Source organism: Caballeronia sp. LZ033 (assembly GCF_031451265.1).
Classification (GTDB): domain Bacteria; phylum Pseudomonadota; class Gammaproteobacteria; order Burkholderiales; family Burkholderiaceae; genus Caballeronia.
In genome coordinates this window covers 3,258,600-3,279,979 of the sequence record NZ_JARUXQ010000001.1, presented here as the reverse complement: position 1 = coordinate 3,279,979, position 21,380 = coordinate 3,258,600, and the positions used below count along the sequence as shown (strand labels likewise).

Sequence of the window (21,380 nt, the reverse complement as noted above, 5' to 3'; positions counted from 1 at the left end):
TTGCGCCGGTCAGATGCGCTGATCGGTGGAGGGCTTCTCCCACAGATTGATGCCGCCTTCCTGCGCATGCCGGTCGATCTCAGCGAGTTCCTCCGCCGTGAACTCCAGGTTCTTCAGCGCGGCGACGTTCTCCGTGACCTGCTCCGCGCGGCTCGCGCCGATCAGCACCGAAGTCACGCGCGAACCGCGCAACGCCCACGCCAGCGCCATTTGCGCGAGGCTCTGGCCGCGCTTCTGCGCCAGTTCATCGAGCTTGCGCACGTGCGCCAGATTGGCGTCGCTCAGATGCTCCTGCTTGAGCGACCCACCGCCCGGCTTGTTGACGCGGGCATCCTGCGGCACGCCGTTGAGATACTTGTTCGTCAGCAGACCCTGCGCGAGCGGCGTGAACGCAATGCTGCCGGCGCCGATGTCGTCAAGCGTGTCGAGCAGTTCCTTCTCGATCCAGCGGTTCAGCATGTTGTAGGACGGCTGATGGATCAGCAGCGGCACCTTGTGTTCGGCGAGCAGCTTCGCCATTTCACGCGTCTTCGTCGCCGAATAGGACGAAATGCCCACGTACAGCGCCTTGCCGGAATGCACCGCGGTGGCGAGCGCGCCGGCGGTTTCCTCGAGCGGCGTGTCGGCGTCGAAACGATGCGAATAGAAGATGTCGACGTAATCAAGGCCCATGCGCTTCAGGCTCTGATCCAGGCTCGCGAGCACGTACTTGCGCGAGCCGCCGCCCTGGCCGTACGGTCCCGGCCACATGTCCCATCCGGCCTTCGACGAAATCAGCAGTTCGTCGCGGTACGGCCGGAAATCGTCCTTGAAGAGGCGCCCGAAGTTGGTTTCGGCGCTGCCGTAGGGCGGGCCGTAGTTGTTGGCGAGATCGAAATGCGTGACGCCCAGGTCGAACGCGGTACGCAGGATTTCGCGCTGGGTGGAAATGGGCGTGGTGTCGCCGAAGTTATGCCACAGGCCCAGCGAAAGCGCCGGCAGCTTCAACCCGCTTCTGCCACAGGTGCGGTACTGCATCTGCGTATAGCGCTCGGATGATGCGTGGTAAGCCATGACGGATTTCCTCTGCGGATTTGCATGTTGAACGGACTTGCGACCGGCATGGCAGCGTACGCCGTGCGGGCACGCGACCTGCCAAGGGCGTCCATGGTAAGCCGATCGACGGCGGGCGTGCAGCGTCCTTCCCGCCGTCCCGTTATTTGGCACCGCCTTTCACCGGGACGCTGCCAGCTACAGTGAACGTTCGCCGGTCCAGCCGGACCAATGCTCATCCCGTTTCTGGAGCTTCCCATGGATTCGATCGACCGACTGCGCCCCGCCTACGACTCCTTTACCGCCATCGCCGTGACGTACGGCATCGACATCTTGCTGGCCCTGTTGATCCTGCTGGCCGGATGGTGGATTTCCAATGTCGTCGCCAACGCGCTGCGCCGTGCGCTGGCCCGCACCAATGTCGACGCGACGCTCACGCCGGTGCTCGCCAGCATCGCGCTATGGGCGATCCGCGTGGTCGCCATCGTCGCGGCGCTCGGCAAGTTCGGCATCGCGGCGGCCAGCATCCTCACCGTGCTCGGCGCCGCGGGCCTGGCTATCGGGCTGGCCTTGCAAGGCACGCTGCAGAACATCGCGGCGGGGCTGATGCTGTTGCTGCTGCGGCCGTTCCGGGTTGGCGATTACATCGAAGGCGTCGGCACCACGGCGGGCACCGTCAATGAAATCGGACTTTTCACCACGCGTCTGACGAAAGCCGACGGCATCGTCATGTATGTGCCGAACAGCCTGATCTGGGCGAACGCCATCACCAACTACAGCGCGAACGACCGCCGGCGCGTCGTCATCAACTTCCAGGCGCAGCACGGGCTGAAAGTGGATCACGTGCTCGGCGAACTGCGCCGGCTGGTCGGCGAGGATGCGCGCATCGTGCAGGAAGGGCCGTCGGCGCCGTGGATTGCGGTGACGGATTACACCGATACCGGCGTCAAGTACAACCTCGGCGCGTGGACGAGCCGGGGCGATCACGCCAACGTGATGGCCGATCTGCTGCGCAAGATCCAGCCGCTCACGCGCGAGGAAGCGCAGGCCGCCTGAATCGGTTGGCCAACGGGCGGGTGGACGCCGGCTTGCCAACCGATTAACCTGACGCGCCTTTCAGTCACGAGACCAGACCATGACCCGAGCGATTTCCGTTGCGCTGCTTGTCGGCGGCATTGTGCTGCTGTACTTCGGCGGCCAGTCGTTCCATTCGCTGTCCAACGACGTGGCCCGTTTCTTCACAGGCTCGCCGACGAACAAGACCATCTGGCTGATCGCCGGCGGCGTCCTGGCGTGTCTGGCCGGGCTGATCGGACTGGCCATTCCTTCGCGGCGCTGAGCCCGCCGGATCAGGCGAGCGCCACTTCCGGCTTCGATGCCGAACGCGTGCCCGGCAGCGGCGCGTTGCTCGCCCCGCGATAGGTGTAGACGAGCGAGAACTTCACCTGGTCAGTGAGGTTCTTGCCGGCCGAATGCAGCGTATTGCAGTGGAAGAACACGACGTCGCCCGGTGCGAGTTCCGGCGACACCGCCGTGCGAATCAGGGCGGCGTTTTCCGGCACGTCGGAGCGGAAGAATTTGGCGTCGTCGAAACGATCCGACGTGAACGGCAGCTTGTGCGATCCCGGCACGAACCACAGCCCGCCGTTATCCACCGTCTCGCGACCCATCGCGATCCACGCCGACACCAGGTCGTCCCGTTCGAACGCCCAGTAGCGCACGTCCCGATGCCATCCGGTCAGGCTGCCGTACGCCGGATGCTTGGTCATCATGCAGTTGTGATGCGCGCGCGAGAGATACGGCGTTTCCCCGAAGTACAGTTCCATCCAGCCGCGCACTTCCGGCGATGTCGCGAACTCAGCGAACAGCGGATGCCGCGCGTAGGCGTCCAGCAGACGACGCACCGTGTGGCCGCCGGGCGCTTCCTTTGAATCCGGCGCGCCCGGATACCTGAGGTCCGCTTCGAACTCGATGGGCGCCGCGGCCTCGGCGAGTTGCTGACGCGCGACGTCGCGCATGGCGTCGCAACGTTCTTGGGAAACGAGTCCCTTGACGATGACGAAGCCCGTTTCGCGCAGTTCACGCACCTGTTCTTTTTTGGATTTCAGCCAGTTTTGATCAGACATTTCAGTTCCGCGTGCCTTGGCTCGATCATTCATGCCAATGACGCTATATCCGGAATTGGTTCGAATTCATCGATTGTAATTCCGTCGCGGCGCCAAGGCCCATGCGGTGGAGCTTTACCTGATTCTTGTCAGCGAACGCTACAGAAAATTACAGGGAAAACGCGGACTTACCCGGGTCACGAAGCTCTTGTACATTGGCCGCATCAATTCGGTGCAACTTGATGAACAGAGTTGGATCGAAGGCTTGAACGTTATTTTTGAGACGACTACCGTCAGGTTTGCCATCCAGCAAACCGACCTCCCGCCGACATGAACTCCCGAATCGCCATGGGCCTTTCCCGTGCAGCATCACGCGCGGCGCGTCCTGCCCGCCGCGGCATGATCCGCGCACTGCGCCATCATTCCACCCGCACTCGCCTGCTTGCGGAGCAATTGAAGCAGGTCCATCCCGTCGATGGCATTCGCTCGTGGTTCCGCGGACTTTTCTTCAATCTTCGGGTACGTGCAGCATCGCGCCGCGTGTCGTTGCGAGCCTTGTTGCGACGCCCGGTGTCATTGCGCGCACCCACGCCCAAACCCAAACCCAAACCGGCTGCATTGACGAGCCGCCGTCCGCGCCGCCTGTCGACGAGCAGCGCCGGCTGGTACGCATTCGCCGCGCGCTAGGCGCTCTTGTCGTTCAGCGCCGCGTAGTCGGTATAGCCCGCCTCGCCGCCGCCTCGAAGGGTTGCGGGATCGGCCTCGGCCAGCGGCGCGTTCTCCTTCACCCGTTCCACCAGATCCGGATTCGCGACGAAGGCGCGGCCGAATGCCACGGCATCGGCGGCGCCGCGCCCGATCAGCGCGCTCGCTTCGTCGATGCGCCAGTCGCCGGCCGCGATGAGCGCGCCGCTATACGCATCGCGCACGCTGTGAAGCAGGGCGTCGTCGAAATCGGCCAGCTGCAGATACGCGATGCCGATCCGCTCGAGTGCATGCGCCAGGTACGTCGCCGATTCGCGTGCTTCGGCATCCTCGATATCCGCGCCTGCGAAGAGCGGCGACAGCCGCAAGCCGATACGATCCGCGCCAAGCACGCTTGACACCGCCTCGAGCACGTCCACGACGAGCCGCGTTCGCTGCTCGACGCCGCCGCCGTATTCGTCGCTGCGACGGTTCGTGCCGGTCGCGATGAACTGATGCAGCAGCGCGCCGTCGGACGCGTCAATTTCGAGCAGGTCGAAACCGGCCCGATCGGCGCGGTGCGCGGCATCGACGTATTGCAGCACGACGCTCGCGATCTCGTTCGTTTCCAGCGTTCGGGGGTCATCGGCATCGATCAAGGCGAACGCGCCGTCGTCGTCGCGCACGAGGAGTTTTGCGTCGCGCGCCCGGATCGCCGAGGGCGCGACGGGCGGCGCGCCGCTTTCCTGCAAGCGCCGATGCGACAGTCGCCCGGCGTGCGCCAACTGCAGCGCAATGCGACCATGCCGGGCATGCACCGCGCCCGCGACGGCTTTCCATCCCGCTTCCTGCGCATCCGAAACCATGCCGGGCGTGGCATAGCCGCCGCGTCCCGCGGGTGAAATCTGCGCGGACTCCGTGATGATCAGGCCCGCGCTCGCGCGCTGCGCGTAATAGCGGGCATTCATTTCGACGGGAACGTCGCCGGGCTGTGCGGCGCGATGCCGCGCGAGCGGCCCCATGACGATGCGATTCGGCAATTCAAGACGGCCGATGCCGAGCGGCGAGAAGAGCGTTTCATGCGACATGGCGGCTCCGGAAGTTCCGAGAATCCGCTCATTGCAGCGCAAGAAACGTGCGCAAAAAAAACCGGCAGGCGCGCTGCCTGCCGGTCCCTTGACGACCTGTACTACGGTGCGGCGAAGCGTGTTACGCGACGCTCGCGACCGGCTCGGTGCCTGCCGCTTCGGCCAGCACGAGCGCCTTGTCGGCGGCTTCCCACGAGAACTCCGGCTCTTCGCGGCCGAAGTGGCCGTAGGCGGCGGTCTTCTCGTAGATCGGACGCAGCAGGTCGAGCATCTGGATGATGCCCTTCGGACGCAGATCGAAGTGTTCCTGCACGAGCTTGGTGATCTCGGCGTCCGAGATGCGACCCGTGCCGAACGTGTTGACCATGATCGAGGTCGGACGCGCCACGCCGATCGCATAGGACACCTGGATCAGCGCACGCGACGCGAGGCCCGCCGCGACGATGTTCTTCGCCACATAGCGGCCCGCATACGCAGCCGAACGGTCGACCTTCGACGGATCCTTCCCCGAGAACGCGCCGCCGCCGTGCGGAGCCGCGCCGCCGTACGTATCGACGATGATCTTGCGGCCCGTCAGACCGCAATCGCCCTGCGGACCGCCGATCACGAAGCGCCCCGTGGGGTTCACCAGGAACTTGATGTCGCCCTTGATGAGTTCCTTCGGCAGCGTCGGCTTGATGACCTCTTCGATCACGGCTTCACGCAGCTGCGGCAGGTCGATGTCCGGTGCGTGCTGCGTGGAGAGCACCACGGTGTCGATGGAATGCGGCTTGCCGTCCACGTAGCGCACGGTGACTTGCGACTTCGCATCCGGACGCAGCCAGGGCAGGCGCCCGTCACGGCGCAGGTTCGCCTGACGCTCGACCAGACGGTGCGAAAGATGGATGGGCAGCGGCATGAGCTCGGGCGTTTCGTCGCATGCGTAGCCGAACATCAGGCCCTGGTCGCCGGCGCCTTGATCGAGGTTGTCGTCGTGCGCCTTGTTCACGCCTTGAGCGATATCGGGCGACTGCTTGTCATACGCGACGAGCACCGCGCAACCGCGATAATCAATGCCGTAATCGGTGTTGTCGTAGCCAATGCGCTTGATGGTTTCGCGCGCGACCTGGATGTAGTCGACATTGGCCGTGGTGGTGATTTCACCGGCGAGCACGACGAGACCGGTGTTGCACAGAGTTTCCGCTGCGACGCGCGAATACTTGTCCTGAGCCAGGATGGCGTCGAGGATGGCGTCGGAGATTTGGTCGGCGACCTTGTCCGGGTGGCCTTCGGAAACAGATTCGGAAGTAAAGAGATAGTCGTTCGACACGCTTCAGACTCCAGTTTGAGTACGGTTGGTATTCACGTAGCCGACTTCGTTTGGAGTCTGAAGCGGCGACGCTTTAGCGGATATCCTTACCAGGCCGGCAACTCCATGACTGCAAGACTGCATGAAGCCCCGCGCCCGCTTCGCCCCGCAAGTTGTCCATTAACTCGGCGAAGGTTTTATTATACCGGCTTCCCTTATTTTTTCAGAGCCGACCGCTTGACGCCAATCGCCCCGCATCAATCTTCCGTACCTCGCGGCCACCCGTATGTTCGCTGGAGCACATCATGCTAGGGCGTATCGGGGTAGCCCTTGCGATTGGCTTTCTCAAGTTCCTCGCGATCATTCCATACGGCATCACCGCGCGTTTCGGCGACGGTCTCGGCTGGCTGCTCTATCAGATCCCGAGCCGCCGCAAGCGCATCGTCCACACCAACCTCAAGCTGTGCTTTCCGGAGTGGTCCGACGAGAAGCGCGAGGACATCGCGCAGAAGCATTTCCGCCACGCGATCCGCAGCTACGTTGAGCGCAGCGTGCAGTGGTTCGGCTCGGCCAGGAAGCTCGAAAAGCTGATCCAGCTCGACAGCGCCGTCGACCTCACCGACCCCAACCTGCCGCCCACGCTGTTTCTCGGACTGCATTTCGTCGGCATCGAGGCGGGCTCCATCTTCCTCAACTCCTCGCTGCACCGGCAATGCGGCTCGCTCTACCAGCCGTTCTCGAACCCGCAGGTCGAGGAGATGGCGAAGAAGCAGCGCGGCCGCTTCGGCGCCGACATGGCCAGCCGCGCCGACAGCGCGCGCATCGTGCTGCGCTGGCTGCGCGACCGCAAGCCCGTGATGCTCGGCGCGGACATGGACTATGGCATGCGCAACTCGGCGTTCGTGCCGTTCTTCGGCATTCCCACGTGTACGCTGACGGCGGTCGGCCGGCTCGCCAAGACGGGACGCGCGCAGGTAGTGCCGTTCATCGGCGAAGTGCTGCCCGACTACAAGGGCTACCGGCTCAAGATCTTCGCGCCGTGGGACAACTATCCGACCGGCGACGACGAAGCCGATGCCCGGCGCATGAACGCGTTCCTCGAAGAGCACATTCCCGACATGCCCGAGCAATATTATTGGGTGCACAAACGCTTCAAGACGCGGCCGCCGGGCGAGCCCGGCTTCTATTGAAGCGGCACTGAAGCGGCACTGAAGCGGGCGCGGCAGGAAACGCCGCGCGACGCCTCACATACAATAGCGGCCATGAAACTCAAATTCACCAAGATGCAGGGCGCGGGCAACGACTTCGTCGTGCTCGACGGCTATACGCAGGTGCTCGACCTGAGCGCCGCGCAGGTGCGCGCGCTCGCCAACCGTCATTTCGGCATCGGCGCGGACCAGCTGCTGCTCGTGGAGAAGCCGACCATCGGCGGCGTGGATTTCAAGTACCGCATCTTCAATTGCGATGGCGGCGAAGTCGAGCATTGCGGCAACGGCGCCCGCTGCTTCGTGAAGTTCGTGCGCGAGCGGCGGCTGACGGATGCGTCGAGCGTGCGCGTGCAGGTGCAGAACGGCGTCATCACGCTGACGATGCAAGACAACGGCGAGGTCGTCGTCGACATGAGCACGCCCGTGTTCGATCCGCCGCTGGTGCCGTTCGACGCGCACGGGCTCGAAGGCCGCCGCGAGCACGACGACACGCTCTGGCCGCTCGATGTAGCCGGTGAAACGCGCTGGATCTCCGCCGTCTCGATGGGCAATCCGCACGCGGTGCAGATCGTCGCGGACGTCGAGGCATATCCGGTACTGACTGAAGGACCGCTGATCGAACGCCACGCGCGCTTTCCGAAGCGCGTGAACGCGGGCTTCATGCAGGTCATCGACCGGCATTCGGTCAAGCTGCGCGTCTTCGAACGCGGCGCGGGCGAAACCCTCGCGTGCGGCACGGGCGCCTGCGCCGCCGTGGCGGCGGGCATTCGCCGTGGCGTGCTGGACTCGCCGGTGCGCGTCGAGACCCACGGCGGCACGCTCACGATCAGCTGGGACGGCGCGCGCGACACCTCCGCCGCGCTGTTCATGGCGGGCCCGGCCACGACGGTCTTCGAAGGCGAAATCGAGCTCGATCGCATCGTCTAACGCAACCCTATCGACCATGAATCCACGCGAAGTCGCCGACTACCTGCTCGACAATCCCGATTTCTTCGCCGAGCACGCGGAACTGCTCGGCAGCATCCGGCTCTCGAATCCGCATGGCAAGGCCGCCGTGTCGCTGCAGGAGCGCCAGATGGAAATGCTGCGCGACAAGAACAAGCAGCTCGAACGGCGCCTCGCCGAACTGCTGCGCTACGGCCACGAGAACGACAGCATCTCGACCAAGTTCAACCGCTGGACCGTGCGCGTGATCTCGCAGCGCGATCCGTACGCGTTGCCCAAGACCATCAGCGCGGGCCTGTGCGAAGTCTTCGACGTGCCGCATGCGGCGCTGCGCCTGTGGGACATCGACGAAGCGTATCGCCAGGCGGACTTCGCGCGACAGGTGGGCGAGGAAGTGCGCATCTTCGCGAACAGCCTGACCGTGCCGTACTGCGGCGCGAACACGGATTTCGCGGCGGCGCAATGGCTCGGCGTCGAGAACTCGGCCTCGGCGACAGTCGCGCCCGGCGACGGTCTGTCCGACATCGAACGCAAGGTGGAGTCGGTCGCGCTGGTCACGCTGCGCGACCCGCAGGCTGGTCCGGATGCGCCGAGCATCGGCTTGCTGGTCATGGGTTCGCCCGACCCGCGCCGCTTCCATGACGGCATGGCCACCGACTTCCTGATGCAGATCGGCGCGCTCGCGAGCGCGGCCGTGTCCCGCCTGCTGCCGCACTGAGCCATGGACACCGCCGAGGCCATCGCCACCTATCTCGCGATGCTCGAACACGAGCGGCGGCTGTCCGAGCACACGTTGCGCGCCTACGCCTACGAGCTCGGTGAACTGCGCGCGCTGGCCAAGGAGCGTCCTCTGCAAACGCTCACCGCCGCCGATATCCGCGGCGCCGTCGTGCGGGCGCATTCGGGCGGACTGTCGCCGCGCTCCATCGCGCACCGGCTGTCGGCCTGGCGCGCGTTCTATCGCTGGCTGGCCGAACGGGTCGAGATGCCGGCCAATCCGGTCTCGACGGTGCGCGCGCCGAAAGGCGAAAAAACCTTGCCGAAGGCGCTTTCCGTCGACGACGCCATGGCGCTCATGGACGCGCCGCAAGCCGGCACGACCGAAGCGCTGCGCGATCACGCGATCCTCGAACTGTTTTACTCGTCGGGCTTGCGGCTCGCGGAACTGGTGGGACTCGACGTGCGCTTCGTCGAAGAGAACGGCTACCGCTCGGCAGGCTGGCTCGATCTCGAGCACGAGGAAGTGACCGTGCTCGGCAAGGGCAGCCGGCGTCGCTCGGTACCGGTCGGGCGCAAGGCGATCGAGGCACTGCGCGCGTGGATCGCCGTGCGTGGCGAATTCGTCAAGCTCGATCCCCACGCGCTCTTTCTCTCCGTGCGCGGCAACCGCATGGCGCCGGGCGTCGTGCGCACGCGCGTAAAGCGGCTGGCGTTGCTGGCGGGCATTCCGTCGAACGTGCATCCGCACGTGCTGCGCCATTCGTTCGCCACGCACGTGCTGCAATCGAGCGGCGATCTGCGCGCCGTACAGGAACTGCTCGGCCACGCGAGCATCACCGCGACGCAGGTCTACACCTCGCTCGACTTCCAGCATCTCGCCCGCGTGTATGACTCGGCGCATCCGCGCGCCAAAAAACGCGACTGAGCGCACGATTAATCCAGCCGCGTCCACACGCGGCTCATCCGCATGGCCATGAACACCATCACCCTCAAACCGGCGAAGGACAGATCGCTCGCCCGCCGTCATCCCTGGATCTACGCCAACGCCATCGCGCGCATCGACGGCGATCCGGCGCCGGGCGCCACCGTGACCGTGCGCGCCGCCGACGGCCGCTTTCTCGCGCGCGCTTCGTACAGTCCGCAGTCGCAGATCCGCGCGCGCGTCTGGACCTTTGATGAAAGCGAACCCGTCGATCACGCGTTCTTCAAGCGCCGCGTGCAGCGTGCGGTCGAGCATCGGCGCACGCTGGTGAAGGACACCGGCGCGACCCGGCTCGTGTTCGGCGAGGCGGACGGCCTGCCGGGCCTGATCGTCGATTACTACATCGCCGATGACGGCGCGCACGCGCAGCTCGTCTGCCAGTTCATGGCGACCGGCGTCGAAGCCTGGAAGGAAGCGCTCGTGCAGGCGCTGACCGGCGCGACCGGATGCCCGAACGTCTATGAACGCTCGGACGTGTCGATCCGCCAGAAGGAAGGACTCGAACAGATCACCGGCGTGCTCGCCGGCGCCGCGCCGCCCGAGACGCTCATCACCAATGAGTGCGGCGTGCGTCATCACGTGGACGTGCGCCACGGCCACAAGACCGGCTTCTATGTCGACCAGCGCGACAACCGCGTGCTCGTCGCCCAGAGCGCGGCGGGCCGCGAGGTGCTGAACTGCTTCTGCTACACGGGCGGCTTCTCGCTCGCGGCGCTCAAGGGCGGCGCGACGCACGTGACCTCGGTGGATTCGTCCGGCGATGCGCTCGCGCTCGCGAAGGACAACGTCAAGGCGAACGGCTTCGACGCCGACAAGGCCGAATGGCTGGACGCCGATGCGTTCAAGACCCTGCGCCGCCTCCATGACGAAGGCCGGCGCTTCGACCTCATCGTGCTTGATCCGCCGAAGTTCGCGCCGTCGAAGGAAACCGTGGATCGCGCCGCGCGCGCGTACAAGGACATCAATCTGAGCGGCTTCAAGTTGCTGCGTCCGGGCGGCCTCCTGTTCACGTATTCGTGCTCGGGCGCGATCGATTCGGACCTGTTTCAGAAGATCGTCGCGGGCGCGGCGGCGGACGCCCGCGTCGATGCCCGAATCCTGAAGCGGCTGGGTGCCGGCGTCGATCATCCGCTGCTGACGGCGTTTCCGGAAGGCGAATACCTGAAGGGCCTGATGTTGCAAATCGCGTGAACGTCTCCACCTACGCGCGATTGACGGCCGCGCGGACCGCTGCGGCGTCCGCTTGACAAATATGTTTCAATAAACAGTTCGACGCGCCGCCGCGCATCTCCCGAACACAGACAAGGACACAGGCGACTCCATGATTCCCGTAACCATCCTGACCGGCTTTCTGGGCAGCGGCAAAACCACGCTGCTCAAGCGCATCCTGAACGAGCAGCACGGCATGAAGATCGCCGTGATCGAGAACGAGTTCGGCGAAGAGAACATCGACAACGAAATTCTCGTGCAGGAAACGAACGAGCAGATCATCCAGATGAGCAACGGCTGCATCTGCTGCACGATCCGTGGCGACCTGGCGCGCGCACTGGAAGACCTGGCCAACCGCAAAAAGGCGGGCACGCTGGATTTCGACCGCGTCGTGATCGAAACCACCGGCCTCGCGAACCCGGGTCCAGTGGCGCAGACGTTCTTCATGGACAACACCGTCGCCGACGAATTCCTGCTCGACGCCATCATCACGCTGGTGGACGCCAAGCACGCGAACCAGCAGCTCGACCAGCAGGAAGTGGTGCAGCGCCAGGTCGGTTTCGCGGACCGCCTGTTCATCACCAAGTCCGATCTCGTCGATGCCGCCGCGCTCGACGCGCTCAAGCATCGCCTGCTGCACATGAACCCGCGCGCGGCGATCAAGGTCGTCAATTTCGGCGAAGCGGACATCAAGGAAATCTTCGACCTGCGCGGCTTCAACCTGAACGCGAAGCTCGAGATCGACCCGGACTTCCTCGCCGAAGACGAGCACGCGCATGATCACGACCACGCGCACGACCATGATCACGACCACGCGACCTGCGGTCACGATCACAGCCATGATCACGAGCACGGGCACCACCACAACCATCATCACGCGCATCACGACGACAAGATCAAATCGTTCGTGTATCGCAGCGACAAGCCGTTCGACCCGAACCGCCTCGAAGACTTCCTCGGCGGCATTCTGCAGATCTATGGCGAACGCCTGCTGCGTTACAAGGGCGTGCTCTACATGAAGGGCGTCGATCGCAAGGTCGTCTTCCAGGGCGTGCATCAGATGATGGGCAGCGACCTCGCGAGCAAGTGGCTGCCGATCGAGAAGAAGAACAGCAAGATGGTGTTCATCGGCATTGAATTGCCGAAGGATCTGATCATCGACGGTCTCGACGCCTGCCTCGTCAAATAAACCGGCATGCATCTCGCTTGACCTGCGCGTGTTCCGCGCGGCGCAAGCAGCCTTGAAAGACCAGACGCCGCCGCGGGCATTCGCGCGCGGCGTTTTTTTCGACATCGGCTTTCGGCACGGTTATGTAGTCGCGGGCACGCTTCGGCATCGCTTTTTGAACGACCAGGCGTTATATTTTTGGGATTCCGGCACTAATCGACAGGGTTTTCCTCGGTTGTCGTCGGAAATTGCGGTTCAGTTACAATACAGCCCCACTGGAGAAGGGCAGTTTCGTTGCACGCACATCTTCGGATGTTCGGTCAGCGGACCAGGAGAAAGGATGTCCCGTCGGGACGATGCCTCGATTTGCCGGGGGAAGGCAAATCAAGTCAAAGCACCGGGGCCGGTCATGTCGGGCCTTGCAGCACACGCCAGTCAGTCCGGAGCATCATCCAGAATCGGTTTCCAGAGGAGTTCGGCCCCGCATGGGCGTGTCGCCTGATGCTCGCGCGTACCGGTGCGTTGCATGCGGGTAACGCAGTTGCGGGCGTTGCGAAGACAGCGCCTCACATTGAAGAAGCAAGCAGATGACAACGAAACTCTTGACCGAAGCCGAAATCCTGAAGATGAGCGAGAAGGACTACATGAATGCGGAGCAACTCGCCTTCTTCAAGAACCGGCTCGAACAGTTGCAAGCGGACATTCTGAAGAATGCCGGCCAGACAACCGAAAATCTCCGGGAAACGGTGATCGTGCCGGACCCGGCGGATCGCGCGACCATCGAGGAAGAGCATGCACTGGAACTGCGCACGCGTGACCGCGAACGCAAGCTCCTGAAGAAAGTGCAGCAATCGCTCGCGCGCATCGAGTCCGGCGACTACGGCTGGTGCGAGGAAACGGGCGAACCGATCGGCATTCCGCGTCTGCTCGCGCGTCCGACCGCCACGCTCTCGCTCGAAGCCCAGGAACGCCGCGAACTGCGCCAGAAGCTCTTCGGCGACTGATCCCGCCGCAACCGGGCGCTCGTTGCGGGACCGCCCGCAGCGGGGAACACGCCGCCGCGAAAAGCCGGACCACGGTCACGCGCATCACCAAAAAGGCACACGTCGAACGTGTGCCTTTTTTGCTTTCTGCCAGTAAAAAGCGGATGCATCGCCCCGCACGTCTTGATTATTCCTCCCTCGCCCTAAAATCAATCCGACGCGCCTCGCAAACGCACGGTACGGCATCCGTGCGGCCGGGCGCGTGCGCGGCGCCGTTCGTCCGTGACCACTCATAGACGGAACCCCGCGCCGTGCACTCCATCGAATTCTCGACTGCGTGGCGGCCTTCTAAGACACGAAACCGCCCCGCGTTCATCCGGTTTTCTTAAGGAACGCACATGGAACAATTTCACGGCACGACCATCGTTTCCGTGCGCCGCGACGGCAAGGTCGCGCTGGGCGGCGATGGTCAGGTGACGCTCGGCAACATCGTCATGAAAGGGGGCGCGAAGAAGGTGCGCCGCATCTATGGCGGCAAGGTCCTCGTCGGGTTCGCCGGCGGCACCGCCGACGCGTTCTCGCTGCTCGACCGCTTCGAGGCGAAGCTCGAGAAACATCAGGGCAACCTGACGCGCGCCGCCGTCGAGCTCGCCAAGGACTGGCGCACCGACCGCATGCTGCGCCGCCTCGAAGCCATGCTCATCACCGCCGACGCGAATGCCACCCTCGTCATCACCGGCAACGGCGACGTGCTCGATCCCGAACACGGCATCGCGGCAATCGGCTCGGGCGGCGCCTACGCGCAGGCCGCCGCGCAGGCGCTGATGGAGAACACCGACCTCTCGCCGCGCGAGATCGTCGAGAAGGCGCTGACCATCGCCGGCGACATGTGCATCTATACCAATCACAATCGCGTCATCGAGACGATCGAATAAAGGACTATGACGATGACCACCATGACTCCCGCCGAAATCGTCTCGGAACTCGACAAACACATCATCGGCCAGGGCCGCGCGAAGAAGGCTGTCGCCGTCGCGCTGCGCAACCGCTGGCGCCGTCAGCAGGTGGCCGAGCCGCTGCGCCAGGAAATCACGCCGAAGAACATCCTGATGATCGGGCCGACCGGCGTCGGCAAGACCGAAATCGCGCGGCGTCTCGCCAAGCTCGCGGACGCGCCGTTCATCAAGATCGAAGCGACCAAGTTCACCGAAGTCGGCTACGTGGGCCGCGACGTGGACAGCATCGTGCGCGACCTGATCGAAATCTCGGTCAAGCAGACGCGTGAGTCGGAAATGAAGAAGGTGCGCACCAAGGCCGAAGATCGCGCCGAAGACCGCATTCTCGACATCCTGCTGCCGGGCGCGCGTCCGGTGGGCTTCGGCACGGCGGATGCGTCGGCCGGCGCGTCGTCGGGCGAAGGCGACAACGCCACGCGGCAGACCTTCCGCAAGCGTCTGCGCGAAGGCGCGCTGGACGACAAGGAGATCGAACTCGACATCGAGATGCCGCAGACCGGCATGGACATCATGGGGCCGCCGGGCATGGAGGACATGACCGAGCAGATCCGTTCGATGTTCGCAAACATGGGCGGCGGCAAGAAGACGCGGCGCAAGGTGAAGGTGAAGGAAGCGCTCAAGCTGCTGACCGACGAAGAAGCCGGCAAGATGCTCAACGACGAAGAGGTCAAGAGCCGCGCCGTGCAGAACGTCGAGCAGAACGGCATCGTGTTCCTGGATGAGATCGACAAGATCGCGTCGCGCAGCGAGGCCGGCGGCGCCGAGGTGTCGCGTGCGGGCGTGCAGCGCGACCTGCTGCCGCTCGTCGAAGGCACGACCATCAACACCAAGTACGGGATGATCAAGACGGATCACATTCTGTTCATCGCGAGCGGCGCGTTCCATCTGGCCAAGCCGAGCGACCTGATTCCCGAATTGCAGGGCCGTTTCCCGATTCGCGTCGAGCTGGATTCGCTGTCGGTGGGCGATTTCGAATCGATCCTGAATTCCACCGACGCCAGTCTCGTCAAGCAGTACAAGGCGCTGCTCGCGACGGAAGGCGTCGAACTCGATTTCACCGGGGAAGGCATCCGGCGTCTCGCCGAGATCGCGTTCTCGGTCAATGAGAAAACGGAGAATATCGGCGCGCGGCGGCTGTATACGGTGATCGAGAAGCTGCTGGAAGAAGTGTCGTTCGCGGCCGGCAATCACGCGGGCCAGCCGGTGCGAATCGACGCGGCGTATGTGGATCGCGCACTCGGCGACGTGGCGCAGGACGAAGACCTGTCGCGTTACGTGCTGTGAGGAATTGAGCGGCCTTTCAGGAAGCTGATCCAGCCAAGCCGGGCCAGTGTGCCCGGCTTTTTCGTGGGTGCTCGGAAGGGCGCCAGACGAAACGTACGGACGAAAAAAAGCCCGCCTAGGTTGGCGGGCTGAATCCATATCAGGAGGAGACATGGAGGAGACAGTTCCAATAATACACAGCCCCTTGATGCGACGCAATAGAAATTTTAGTAAAAACCCCTATGGCGTCACTATGTGGTATCTGCCCCTGAGATTCCGCGCCCGGCCATGCAATGACAGCGCAAGAATCGGCGCGTAACCTCATCGGCACGGCTCTACAGTGGTCGCATACCCACTGCGCCACCGAGGCTTGTGATGAAAACCGAAACCGCCCCCGTTTTTTCCTCTGACGACAGCCGCTGGCAAGCCGTCGTGCAGCGCGACGCCCACGCCGACGGCGTGTTCTTCTTCGCCGTGCGCACGACCGGCGTGTTCTGCCGGCCGTCGTGCGCGTCGCGGGCGCCGCGCCGGGAGAACGTCGAGTTCTTCGCGACGACCGACGCGGCCGAAACCGCCGGCTATCGCGCCTGCAAGCGCTGCCAGCCGACTCGTCTGCCGCGCGACCTGGCCATCGTCGAACGTGCGTGCAAAGTGCTCGACGCCCATCCGCAGGAGCGCATGACGCTCGCCCAGCTGAGCGATGAAGTACACGTCAGCCCGTTCCATCTGCAACGGCTGTTTTCGCGGATCGTCGGCATTTCGCCGCGCCAGTATCAGGCCGCGCAGCGCGCCGGGGTGCTACGCGACGCGTTGCAGCGCGGCCGCGACGTCACGCGCGCCACCCACGATGCCGGATTCGGCTCGCCGTCGCGCATGTATGACGCCGTGCCCGCCGAACTCGGCATGACGCCCTCCGCCTACAAGCGCCAGGGCGCGGGACTCACGGTGCGTTACACGACCGCCGCCACGCCGCTCGGCATCGTGATCGTCGCGGCCACGGACAAGGGCGTGTGCAAGATCGCGTTCGGCGACGACGCCGCCACGCTCGTCGATCAGCTGGCCGCCGATTTCTCCCAGGCCGAGCGCCTCGAGGACGCCGCGCGGATGGAACCGTTCGTCGCGCAGATCCGCGCCTATCTGCAAGGCACGCGCGAGCGCTTCGACCTGCCGCTCGACATCGGCGCGACCGCGTTCCAGCGACGCGTCTGGGATGCGCTGCGCCACATTCCGTACGGGCAGACGCGCAGCTACAGCGACATCGCGGAAACGCTCGGCTTGCCGCGCGCGGTGCGGGCCGTCGCGAACGCGTGCGCCTCGAATCCGGTGGCGCTCGCGATTCCGTGTCATCGCGTGATCGGCAAGGACGGCGCGATTGCGGGCTATCGCTGGGGCGCGTCGCGCAAGGAAACGCTGCTCCACACCGAGCGCACGCAGCACGCCGCCGACGAAATCGCCTGACCGTTCCTGACGCGCTCGTCATCATTGGAACCGAAGCGCCCGTCGGCGCTTCGTTCTCCTCGCGAGCCGCTCCAGACGGCTCCGACATCCTCCGCGAAACCTCGCGCGAATACCCCGAAAAACCCGCAAACCCTTGCTGGTCTTGCGCTCAAGCACGCCTTACACCGAGATGTTAAAGTGCCCGCTACCCTAAAAATACGACCCGGGCTTCATCGCTCGCGCTCCTCGCAGATTGCTTCATGGCAAACCAGAATCCCGCTGATCCCCAAGCCGGCGCCTATCAGCGCAGGCTCGCCGCGCTCGCGTCGGGCACGCATGCCGACGCCTTGCGTCAAGGCTTGCGCGGCATCGAGAAAGAAAGCTTGCGCGTGACGCCGTTGGGCGAACTCGCGATGACGCCGCATCCGCGTGCATTCGGATCCGCGCTCACGCATCCGCTGCTCACAACCGATTACTCGGAAGCGCTCGTCGAGCTGATCACGCCCGCTGAAACGGATGTGTCGATCACGCTCGAACGGCTCGATGTGCTGCATCGCTTCGTGTATTCGCGCATGGGCGACGAACTGCTGTGGAACAACTCGATGCCCAACACGTTGCCGCCGGAAGACGAGATTCCGCTCGGCACGTATGGCACGTCGAACATCGGCAAGCTGAAGCACGTGTACCGGCGCGGCCTCGCGTTGCGCTATGGCCGCACGATGCAGTGCATCGCCGGCATTCACTACAACTATTCGCTGCACGAAAACGTCTGGCGTGCCTGGCAGGCGCTCGATCCGGACAGCACGTTATCGGCGAAGGACTTCCAGTCCGAGCGCTATTTCGCGCTGATCCGCAACTTCCGCCGCACGAGCTGGCTGCTGATGTACCTGTTCGGCGCATCGCCGGCGTTGAACCGGCGTTTCGTCGAAGGCCGCGCGCATCATCTCGAATCCTTCGACGCCGACACGTTCTTCCTGCCGCACGCCACCAGCCTGCGCATGAGCGATCTCGGCTACACCAACAACCCCGCACAGGCCGACCTGCTGCCGAGCTACGACAACCTCGGCGCCTATCTGCGCGTGCTCTCCCGCGCGGTCAGCCAGCCGTATGCGCCGTACGAGGAGATCGGCACGCAGCGCGACGGCGAATGGGTGCAGATCAACACCAACGTGCTGCAGATCGAAAACGAGTTCTACTCGACGATCCGCCCCAAGCGCGTCACGCATTCCGGCGAGCGTCCGCTGCATGCGTTGTGCGAGCGGGGCGTGCAGTACATCGAGGTGCGCTGCCTGGACATCGATCCGTTCGAGCCGACCGGCATCGCGCTCGAAACCGCGCGTTTCCTCGATGCCTATCTGCTCTACTGCGCACTGGAAGAGAGTCCGCTGCTGCCGCCCGACGCGAATCTCGAAGCCAACGCCAACTTCAGCGCGGTGGCGAAGGAAGGGCGCAAGCCGGGTCTGGCCTTGCAACGCGGCGGCGCCAGCGTGCCGATGCGGCAATGGGCCGAACAACTGTTCGATGCCATCGAGCCCGTGGCAAAGACGCTCGACGCCCTCGCGGGCCGTGACGATCACACGCGTGCACTCGCGGCGTTGCGGCCGCGGCTGGCGGATGCGTCGCTCACGCCGTCGGCGCGCGTGCTGCGCATCATGCACGACAAGCAGCAATCCTTCGACGCATTCGCGCTCGAACTCAGCGCGCGCCACGCAGCGGCGTTTCGCGAACGACCGCTTAATGCGGACGAGGAACGCAGGATGGAAGAGCTCGCGGCGAAGTCGCTGGTGGAACAGGTCGAGGCCGAAAGCCGGGACAGCGAATCGTTCGAGGCCTTCGTCGCCGCCTATCAGGCCTACAAGCCGGACACCGAAAGCGTCTGAACCGGCCGCTCGCCGTTCACTGGCAGAATTGCCACGCCGGTGTCAGGCGCCGACGGCAACGCTTACCGGCGTGTGCAACAGTGCGCAACGCAGCGCAACATCGGCCGGTCTGGCGGGTCAAAATGTGGCTCATTTTTCGACGATCGGGGGAGCAATGAACAAGAAGTTCTTCGGCGCGGCCGCGCTGGGGGCTGCGTCGCTCGCGTTACTGGGCGGCTGCGCGGTGCAGGATCAGGTCAGCAGCACGACGATGGAGCAGGCCACCCAGCCGCTCACCTGCATGAGCAAGCCGGAATGCGACGCCTGGTGGGCCCGTGCGCAGGTCTGGGTCACGAATCATTCGGAATACCGCATTCAGACCGTCACCGACTCGATCATCATGACGGCCGGTCCGTCGAGCGGCAAACGCGCGCTTGCCTACCAGGTCACCAAGACGCCGACCAACGAGGGCACCGCGACCATCGGTTTCGCTGCGCATTGCGACAACCCGCTCGGCTGCGAGCCGAATCCGTGGCAGGCGGGCGCGGATTTCAAGCAGTTCATCCGCAATGGTCCGGGACTGCGCAAGTCCGCGACGCCGCAAGCCGTGCAGTCGGGCGCAACGCTGCCCGCACCGGTGCCGGCTCCCGTGCCGGGCGGCGTGCAGGTCAGTCCGCTCGACACCCCGCCGCCGCTCAATCTCGAGAGCCAGCCGGGTCAATCCGCGACTCCGCTCACACCGCAGTAACGCCCTTCAATGCCCCATCGAGGCTGACGCGCCCTTTCTCGGCCGCGTCAGCCAGACCATCACGGCCAGCACGAGAAACGCATAGTACGAAATGCGGAAGAAGTCGTTGGTCGACATCATGTACGCCTGCGCCGACACCACGCGATCCAGTTGCGCCGTGAGCGCCTGGCCGCCCAGCCCAAGCCCCGACAGCAGATCCGAATAGGCCGTCGTGCCGGTCGCATACGGCGTGACCGACTCGGTGAGCCGCGCGTGATGGCGGATCATGTCGTTCTCCCAGAAGGTCGTGCTGACCGCCGTGCCGATGGCCCCCGACAGCGTCCGCAGGAAGTTCGACAATCCCGCCGCGCCCGCGAGCCGGTCGTCGGAGACGCTGGAGAGCGTGATGGTCGTCATCGGCACGAAGAAGCAGGCGACGCCGATGCCCTGGATCAGACGCGGCATGATGATCTGATGAAAGGGCGTGTCGAGCGTGAAGGTCGAATTCCAGTGCGACACGAACGCGAAGGTCAGGAACGCGAAGCTCGCCACCACACGCAGATTCAGGCGATGCATGTTCTGCCCGATGAGCGGCGACAGCACGAGCGCAAGCACGCCGACCGGCGCGGTGGCGAGACCCGCGAGCCACGGCGTGTAGCCAAGCACGGTCTGGAGCCACAGCGGCAGCACGACGACCGAACCGAAGAACGCCAGAAAGCCCAGCGACGTGATGAGCACGCCCATCGCGAAATTGCGGTCGCGGAACAGCGAGAGGTCGATCACCGGTTCCTTCTCGGTCAGCTCCCACGCGAACATGAACGCGAGCGAGATGGCCGAGACGATCGCCAGTGTGGTGATCAGATGCGAGCTGAACCAGTCGCGGTCCTTGCCGAGGTCCAGCATCATCTGCAGGCTCGCGACGCCGATCACGAGCAGCGTGAGCCCGACGCCGTCGATGCGTTGCGCCGTCGTTTTCGTTTCATGACCGCGCAGCAGGAACCACGCGAGCGCCGCCGACAGCACACCGATCGGCACGTTGATGTAGAAGATCCACGGCCAGGTGAAGTTGTCGGTGATGTAGCCGCCCATCATCGGGCCGAAGATGGGGGCGACGATCACCGTCATGGCCCAGAGTCCGAGCGCGAGGCCGCGCTTGTCGGGCGGATAGCTGCGCATCAGGATGGTTTGCGAGAGCGGCACCATGGGTCCGGACACGAGCCCTTGCAGCAACCGGAACGCGATCAGCGATTCGAAGTTGTGCGCGAGGCCGCACAGCGCGGAGGCGACGGAGAACAGCAGTACGGAGATGGTGAACAGCTTCACTTCGCCGACGCGCCGCGCGAGCCAGCCGGTCAGCGGCACCGCGATTGCCGACGCCACGGAGTACGAGGAAATGACCCAGGTGCCTTCGCTCGTCGCCACGCCGAGACTGCCGGAGAGGGTGGGCACCGCGACATTCGCGATGGACGTGTCGAGCACCTCCATGAAGGTGCCGAGCGCCAGGCCCAGCGTCAGCAGGGCCAGGATGCCGCCCTTGAGCGGCATGGGCGCGGGTAGTGCGGAGGTTGTCGTTGTTGACATCGTCTTTAGCTTCAGCAGCGGGGCGAGGGTGAAGGCTCGCATCGCATGCAATCTTTCTCTTGTCGCGACATTCTCTGCCCAGACA

General features: G+C 64.5%; 20 protein-coding genes. 15 read left to right on the top strand and 5 right to left on the bottom strand.

Going from position 1 to position 21,380, the window contains the following annotated elements; translation table 11 throughout:
• Positions 1 to 9: 9 nt before the first annotated feature.
• Complete coding sequence (gene mgrA / locus QCE62_RS15315) at positions 10 to 1,053, bottom strand: L-glyceraldehyde 3-phosphate reductase (RefSeq protein WP_309811091.1); 1,044 nt, start codon at positions 1,051 to 1,053, stop codon at positions 10 to 12.
• A 237-nt stretch (positions 1,054 to 1,290) separates the two neighbouring features.
• On the opposite strand from mgrA, the gene QCE62_RS15310 reads away from it, so the two are divergent.
• Together QCE62_RS15310 and QCE62_RS15305 are read left to right on the top strand one after the other, a co-directional pair.
• Complete coding sequence (locus tag QCE62_RS15310; RefSeq protein WP_309919366.1) at positions 1,291 to 2,088, top strand: mechanosensitive ion channel family protein; 798 nt, start codon at positions 1,291 to 1,293, stop codon at positions 2,086 to 2,088.
• A 79-nt stretch (positions 2,089 to 2,167) separates the two neighbouring features.
• Positions 2,168 to 2,371 (top strand): DUF3185 family protein, encoded by a 204-nt coding sequence (locus QCE62_RS15305; protein ID WP_309919363.1) that lies wholly within the window; start codon positions 2,168 to 2,170, stop codon positions 2,369 to 2,371.
• 10 nt (positions 2,372 to 2,381) lie between these two features.
• Here the strand turns inward: QCE62_RS15305 and QCE62_RS15300 are convergent, their stop codons facing one another.
• Entirely contained in the window at positions 2,382 to 3,158 is a 777-nt protein-coding gene (locus tag QCE62_RS15300; RefSeq protein WP_309919360.1) for a phytanoyl-CoA dioxygenase family protein, read from the bottom strand.
• Between the two features lie 378 nt (positions 3,159 to 3,536).
• Between QCE62_RS15300 and QCE62_RS15295 the strand changes: the two genes are divergently transcribed.
• The gene (locus QCE62_RS15295; RefSeq protein ID WP_309919890.1) at positions 3,537 to 3,824 is read left to right on the top strand and encodes a hypothetical protein; all 288 of its coding nucleotides are present in this window, start codon (positions 3,537 to 3,539) and stop codon (positions 3,822 to 3,824) included.
• On the opposite strand, the gene QCE62_RS15290 is transcribed toward QCE62_RS15295, so the two are convergent.
• Both QCE62_RS15290 and metK read right to left on the bottom strand, forming a co-directional pair.
• Entirely contained in the window at positions 3,821 to 4,909 is a 1,089-nt protein-coding gene (locus QCE62_RS15290) for an alkene reductase (RefSeq protein WP_309919357.1), read from the bottom strand. The genes QCE62_RS15295 and QCE62_RS15290 overlap by 4 nt on opposite strands.
• A gap of 121 nt (positions 4,910 to 5,030) precedes the next feature.
• Positions 5,031 to 6,218 carry a methionine adenosyltransferase gene (metK, locus tag QCE62_RS15285; RefSeq protein ID WP_309919354.1) on the bottom strand — a complete coding sequence of 396 codons (1,188 nt, stop codon included), beginning with the start codon at positions 6,216 to 6,218 and terminating at the stop codon, positions 5,031 to 5,033.
• A gap of 284 nt (positions 6,219 to 6,502) precedes the next feature.
• Between metK and QCE62_RS15280 the strand changes: the two genes are divergently transcribed.
• From QCE62_RS15280 to QCE62_RS15225, 12 genes are all read left to right on the top strand, one after another.
• A complete protein-coding gene (locus tag QCE62_RS15280; protein WP_309919351.1) occupies positions 6,503 to 7,387 on the top strand; it encodes a lipid A biosynthesis lauroyl acyltransferase in 885 nt (294 codons plus the stop codon).
• Positions 7,388 to 7,459: 72 nt separating this feature from the next.
• Positions 7,460 to 8,332 carry a diaminopimelate epimerase gene (dapF, locus tag QCE62_RS15275; RefSeq protein WP_309919348.1) on the top strand — a complete coding sequence of 291 codons (873 nt, stop codon included), beginning with the start codon at positions 7,460 to 7,462 and terminating at the stop codon, positions 8,330 to 8,332.
• Positions 8,333 to 8,348: 16 nt separating this feature from the next.
• Complete coding sequence (locus QCE62_RS15270) at positions 8,349 to 9,068, top strand: DUF484 family protein (protein ID WP_309919345.1); 720 nt, start codon at positions 8,349 to 8,351, stop codon at positions 9,066 to 9,068.
• Between the two features lie 3 nt (positions 9,069 to 9,071).
• Positions 9,072 to 9,995 (top strand): tyrosine recombinase XerC, encoded by a 924-nt coding sequence (gene xerC / locus QCE62_RS15265; RefSeq protein WP_309919342.1) that lies wholly within the window; start codon positions 9,072 to 9,074, stop codon positions 9,993 to 9,995.
• A 48-nt stretch (positions 9,996 to 10,043) separates the two neighbouring features.
• Complete coding sequence (locus QCE62_RS15260) at positions 10,044 to 11,243, top strand: class I SAM-dependent rRNA methyltransferase (protein WP_309919340.1); 1,200 nt, start codon at positions 10,044 to 10,046, stop codon at positions 11,241 to 11,243.
• A gap of 130 nt (positions 11,244 to 11,373) precedes the next feature.
• Complete coding sequence (locus tag QCE62_RS15255; RefSeq protein ID WP_309919337.1) at positions 11,374 to 12,450, top strand: GTP-binding protein; 1,077 nt, start codon at positions 11,374 to 11,376, stop codon at positions 12,448 to 12,450.
• Between the two features lie 566 nt (positions 12,451 to 13,016).
• The gene (gene dksA / locus QCE62_RS15250) at positions 13,017 to 13,433 is read left to right on the top strand and encodes an RNA polymerase-binding protein DksA (RefSeq protein WP_309898454.1); all 417 of its coding nucleotides are present in this window, start codon (positions 13,017 to 13,019) and stop codon (positions 13,431 to 13,433) included.
• Between the two features lie 377 nt (positions 13,434 to 13,810).
• Positions 13,811 to 14,347: an ATP-dependent protease subunit HslV gene (gene hslV, locus QCE62_RS15245; RefSeq protein ID WP_309811053.1), complete on the top strand. Its 537-nt coding sequence runs from the start codon at positions 13,811 to 13,813 to the stop codon at positions 14,345 to 14,347.
• A 12-nt stretch (positions 14,348 to 14,359) separates the two neighbouring features.
• A complete protein-coding gene (hslU, locus tag QCE62_RS15240; protein WP_309919334.1) occupies positions 14,360 to 15,712 on the top strand; it encodes an ATP-dependent protease ATPase subunit HslU in 1,353 nt (450 codons plus the stop codon).
• A 354-nt stretch (positions 15,713 to 16,066) separates the two neighbouring features.
• Positions 16,067 to 17,149 (top strand): bifunctional DNA-binding transcriptional regulator/O6-methylguanine-DNA methyltransferase Ada, encoded by a 1,083-nt coding sequence (gene ada / locus QCE62_RS15235; RefSeq protein WP_309919331.1) that lies wholly within the window; start codon positions 16,067 to 16,069, stop codon positions 17,147 to 17,149.
• Between the two features lie 239 nt (positions 17,150 to 17,388).
• Complete coding sequence (gshA, locus tag QCE62_RS15230; RefSeq protein WP_309919328.1) at positions 17,389 to 19,008, top strand: glutamate--cysteine ligase; 1,620 nt, start codon at positions 17,389 to 17,391, stop codon at positions 19,006 to 19,008.
• Positions 19,009 to 19,162: 154 nt separating this feature from the next.
• Positions 19,163 to 19,735: a hypothetical protein gene (locus QCE62_RS15225; RefSeq protein WP_309811040.1), complete on the top strand. Its 573-nt coding sequence runs from the start codon at positions 19,163 to 19,165 to the stop codon at positions 19,733 to 19,735.
• 6 nt (positions 19,736 to 19,741) lie between these two features.
• Here the strand turns inward: QCE62_RS15225 and QCE62_RS15220 are convergent, their stop codons facing one another.
• A complete protein-coding gene (locus tag QCE62_RS15220) occupies positions 19,742 to 21,295 on the bottom strand; it encodes a DHA2 family efflux MFS transporter permease subunit (protein ID WP_309919325.1) in 1,554 nt (517 codons plus the stop codon).
• Positions 21,296 to 21,380 lie beyond the last annotated feature (85 nt).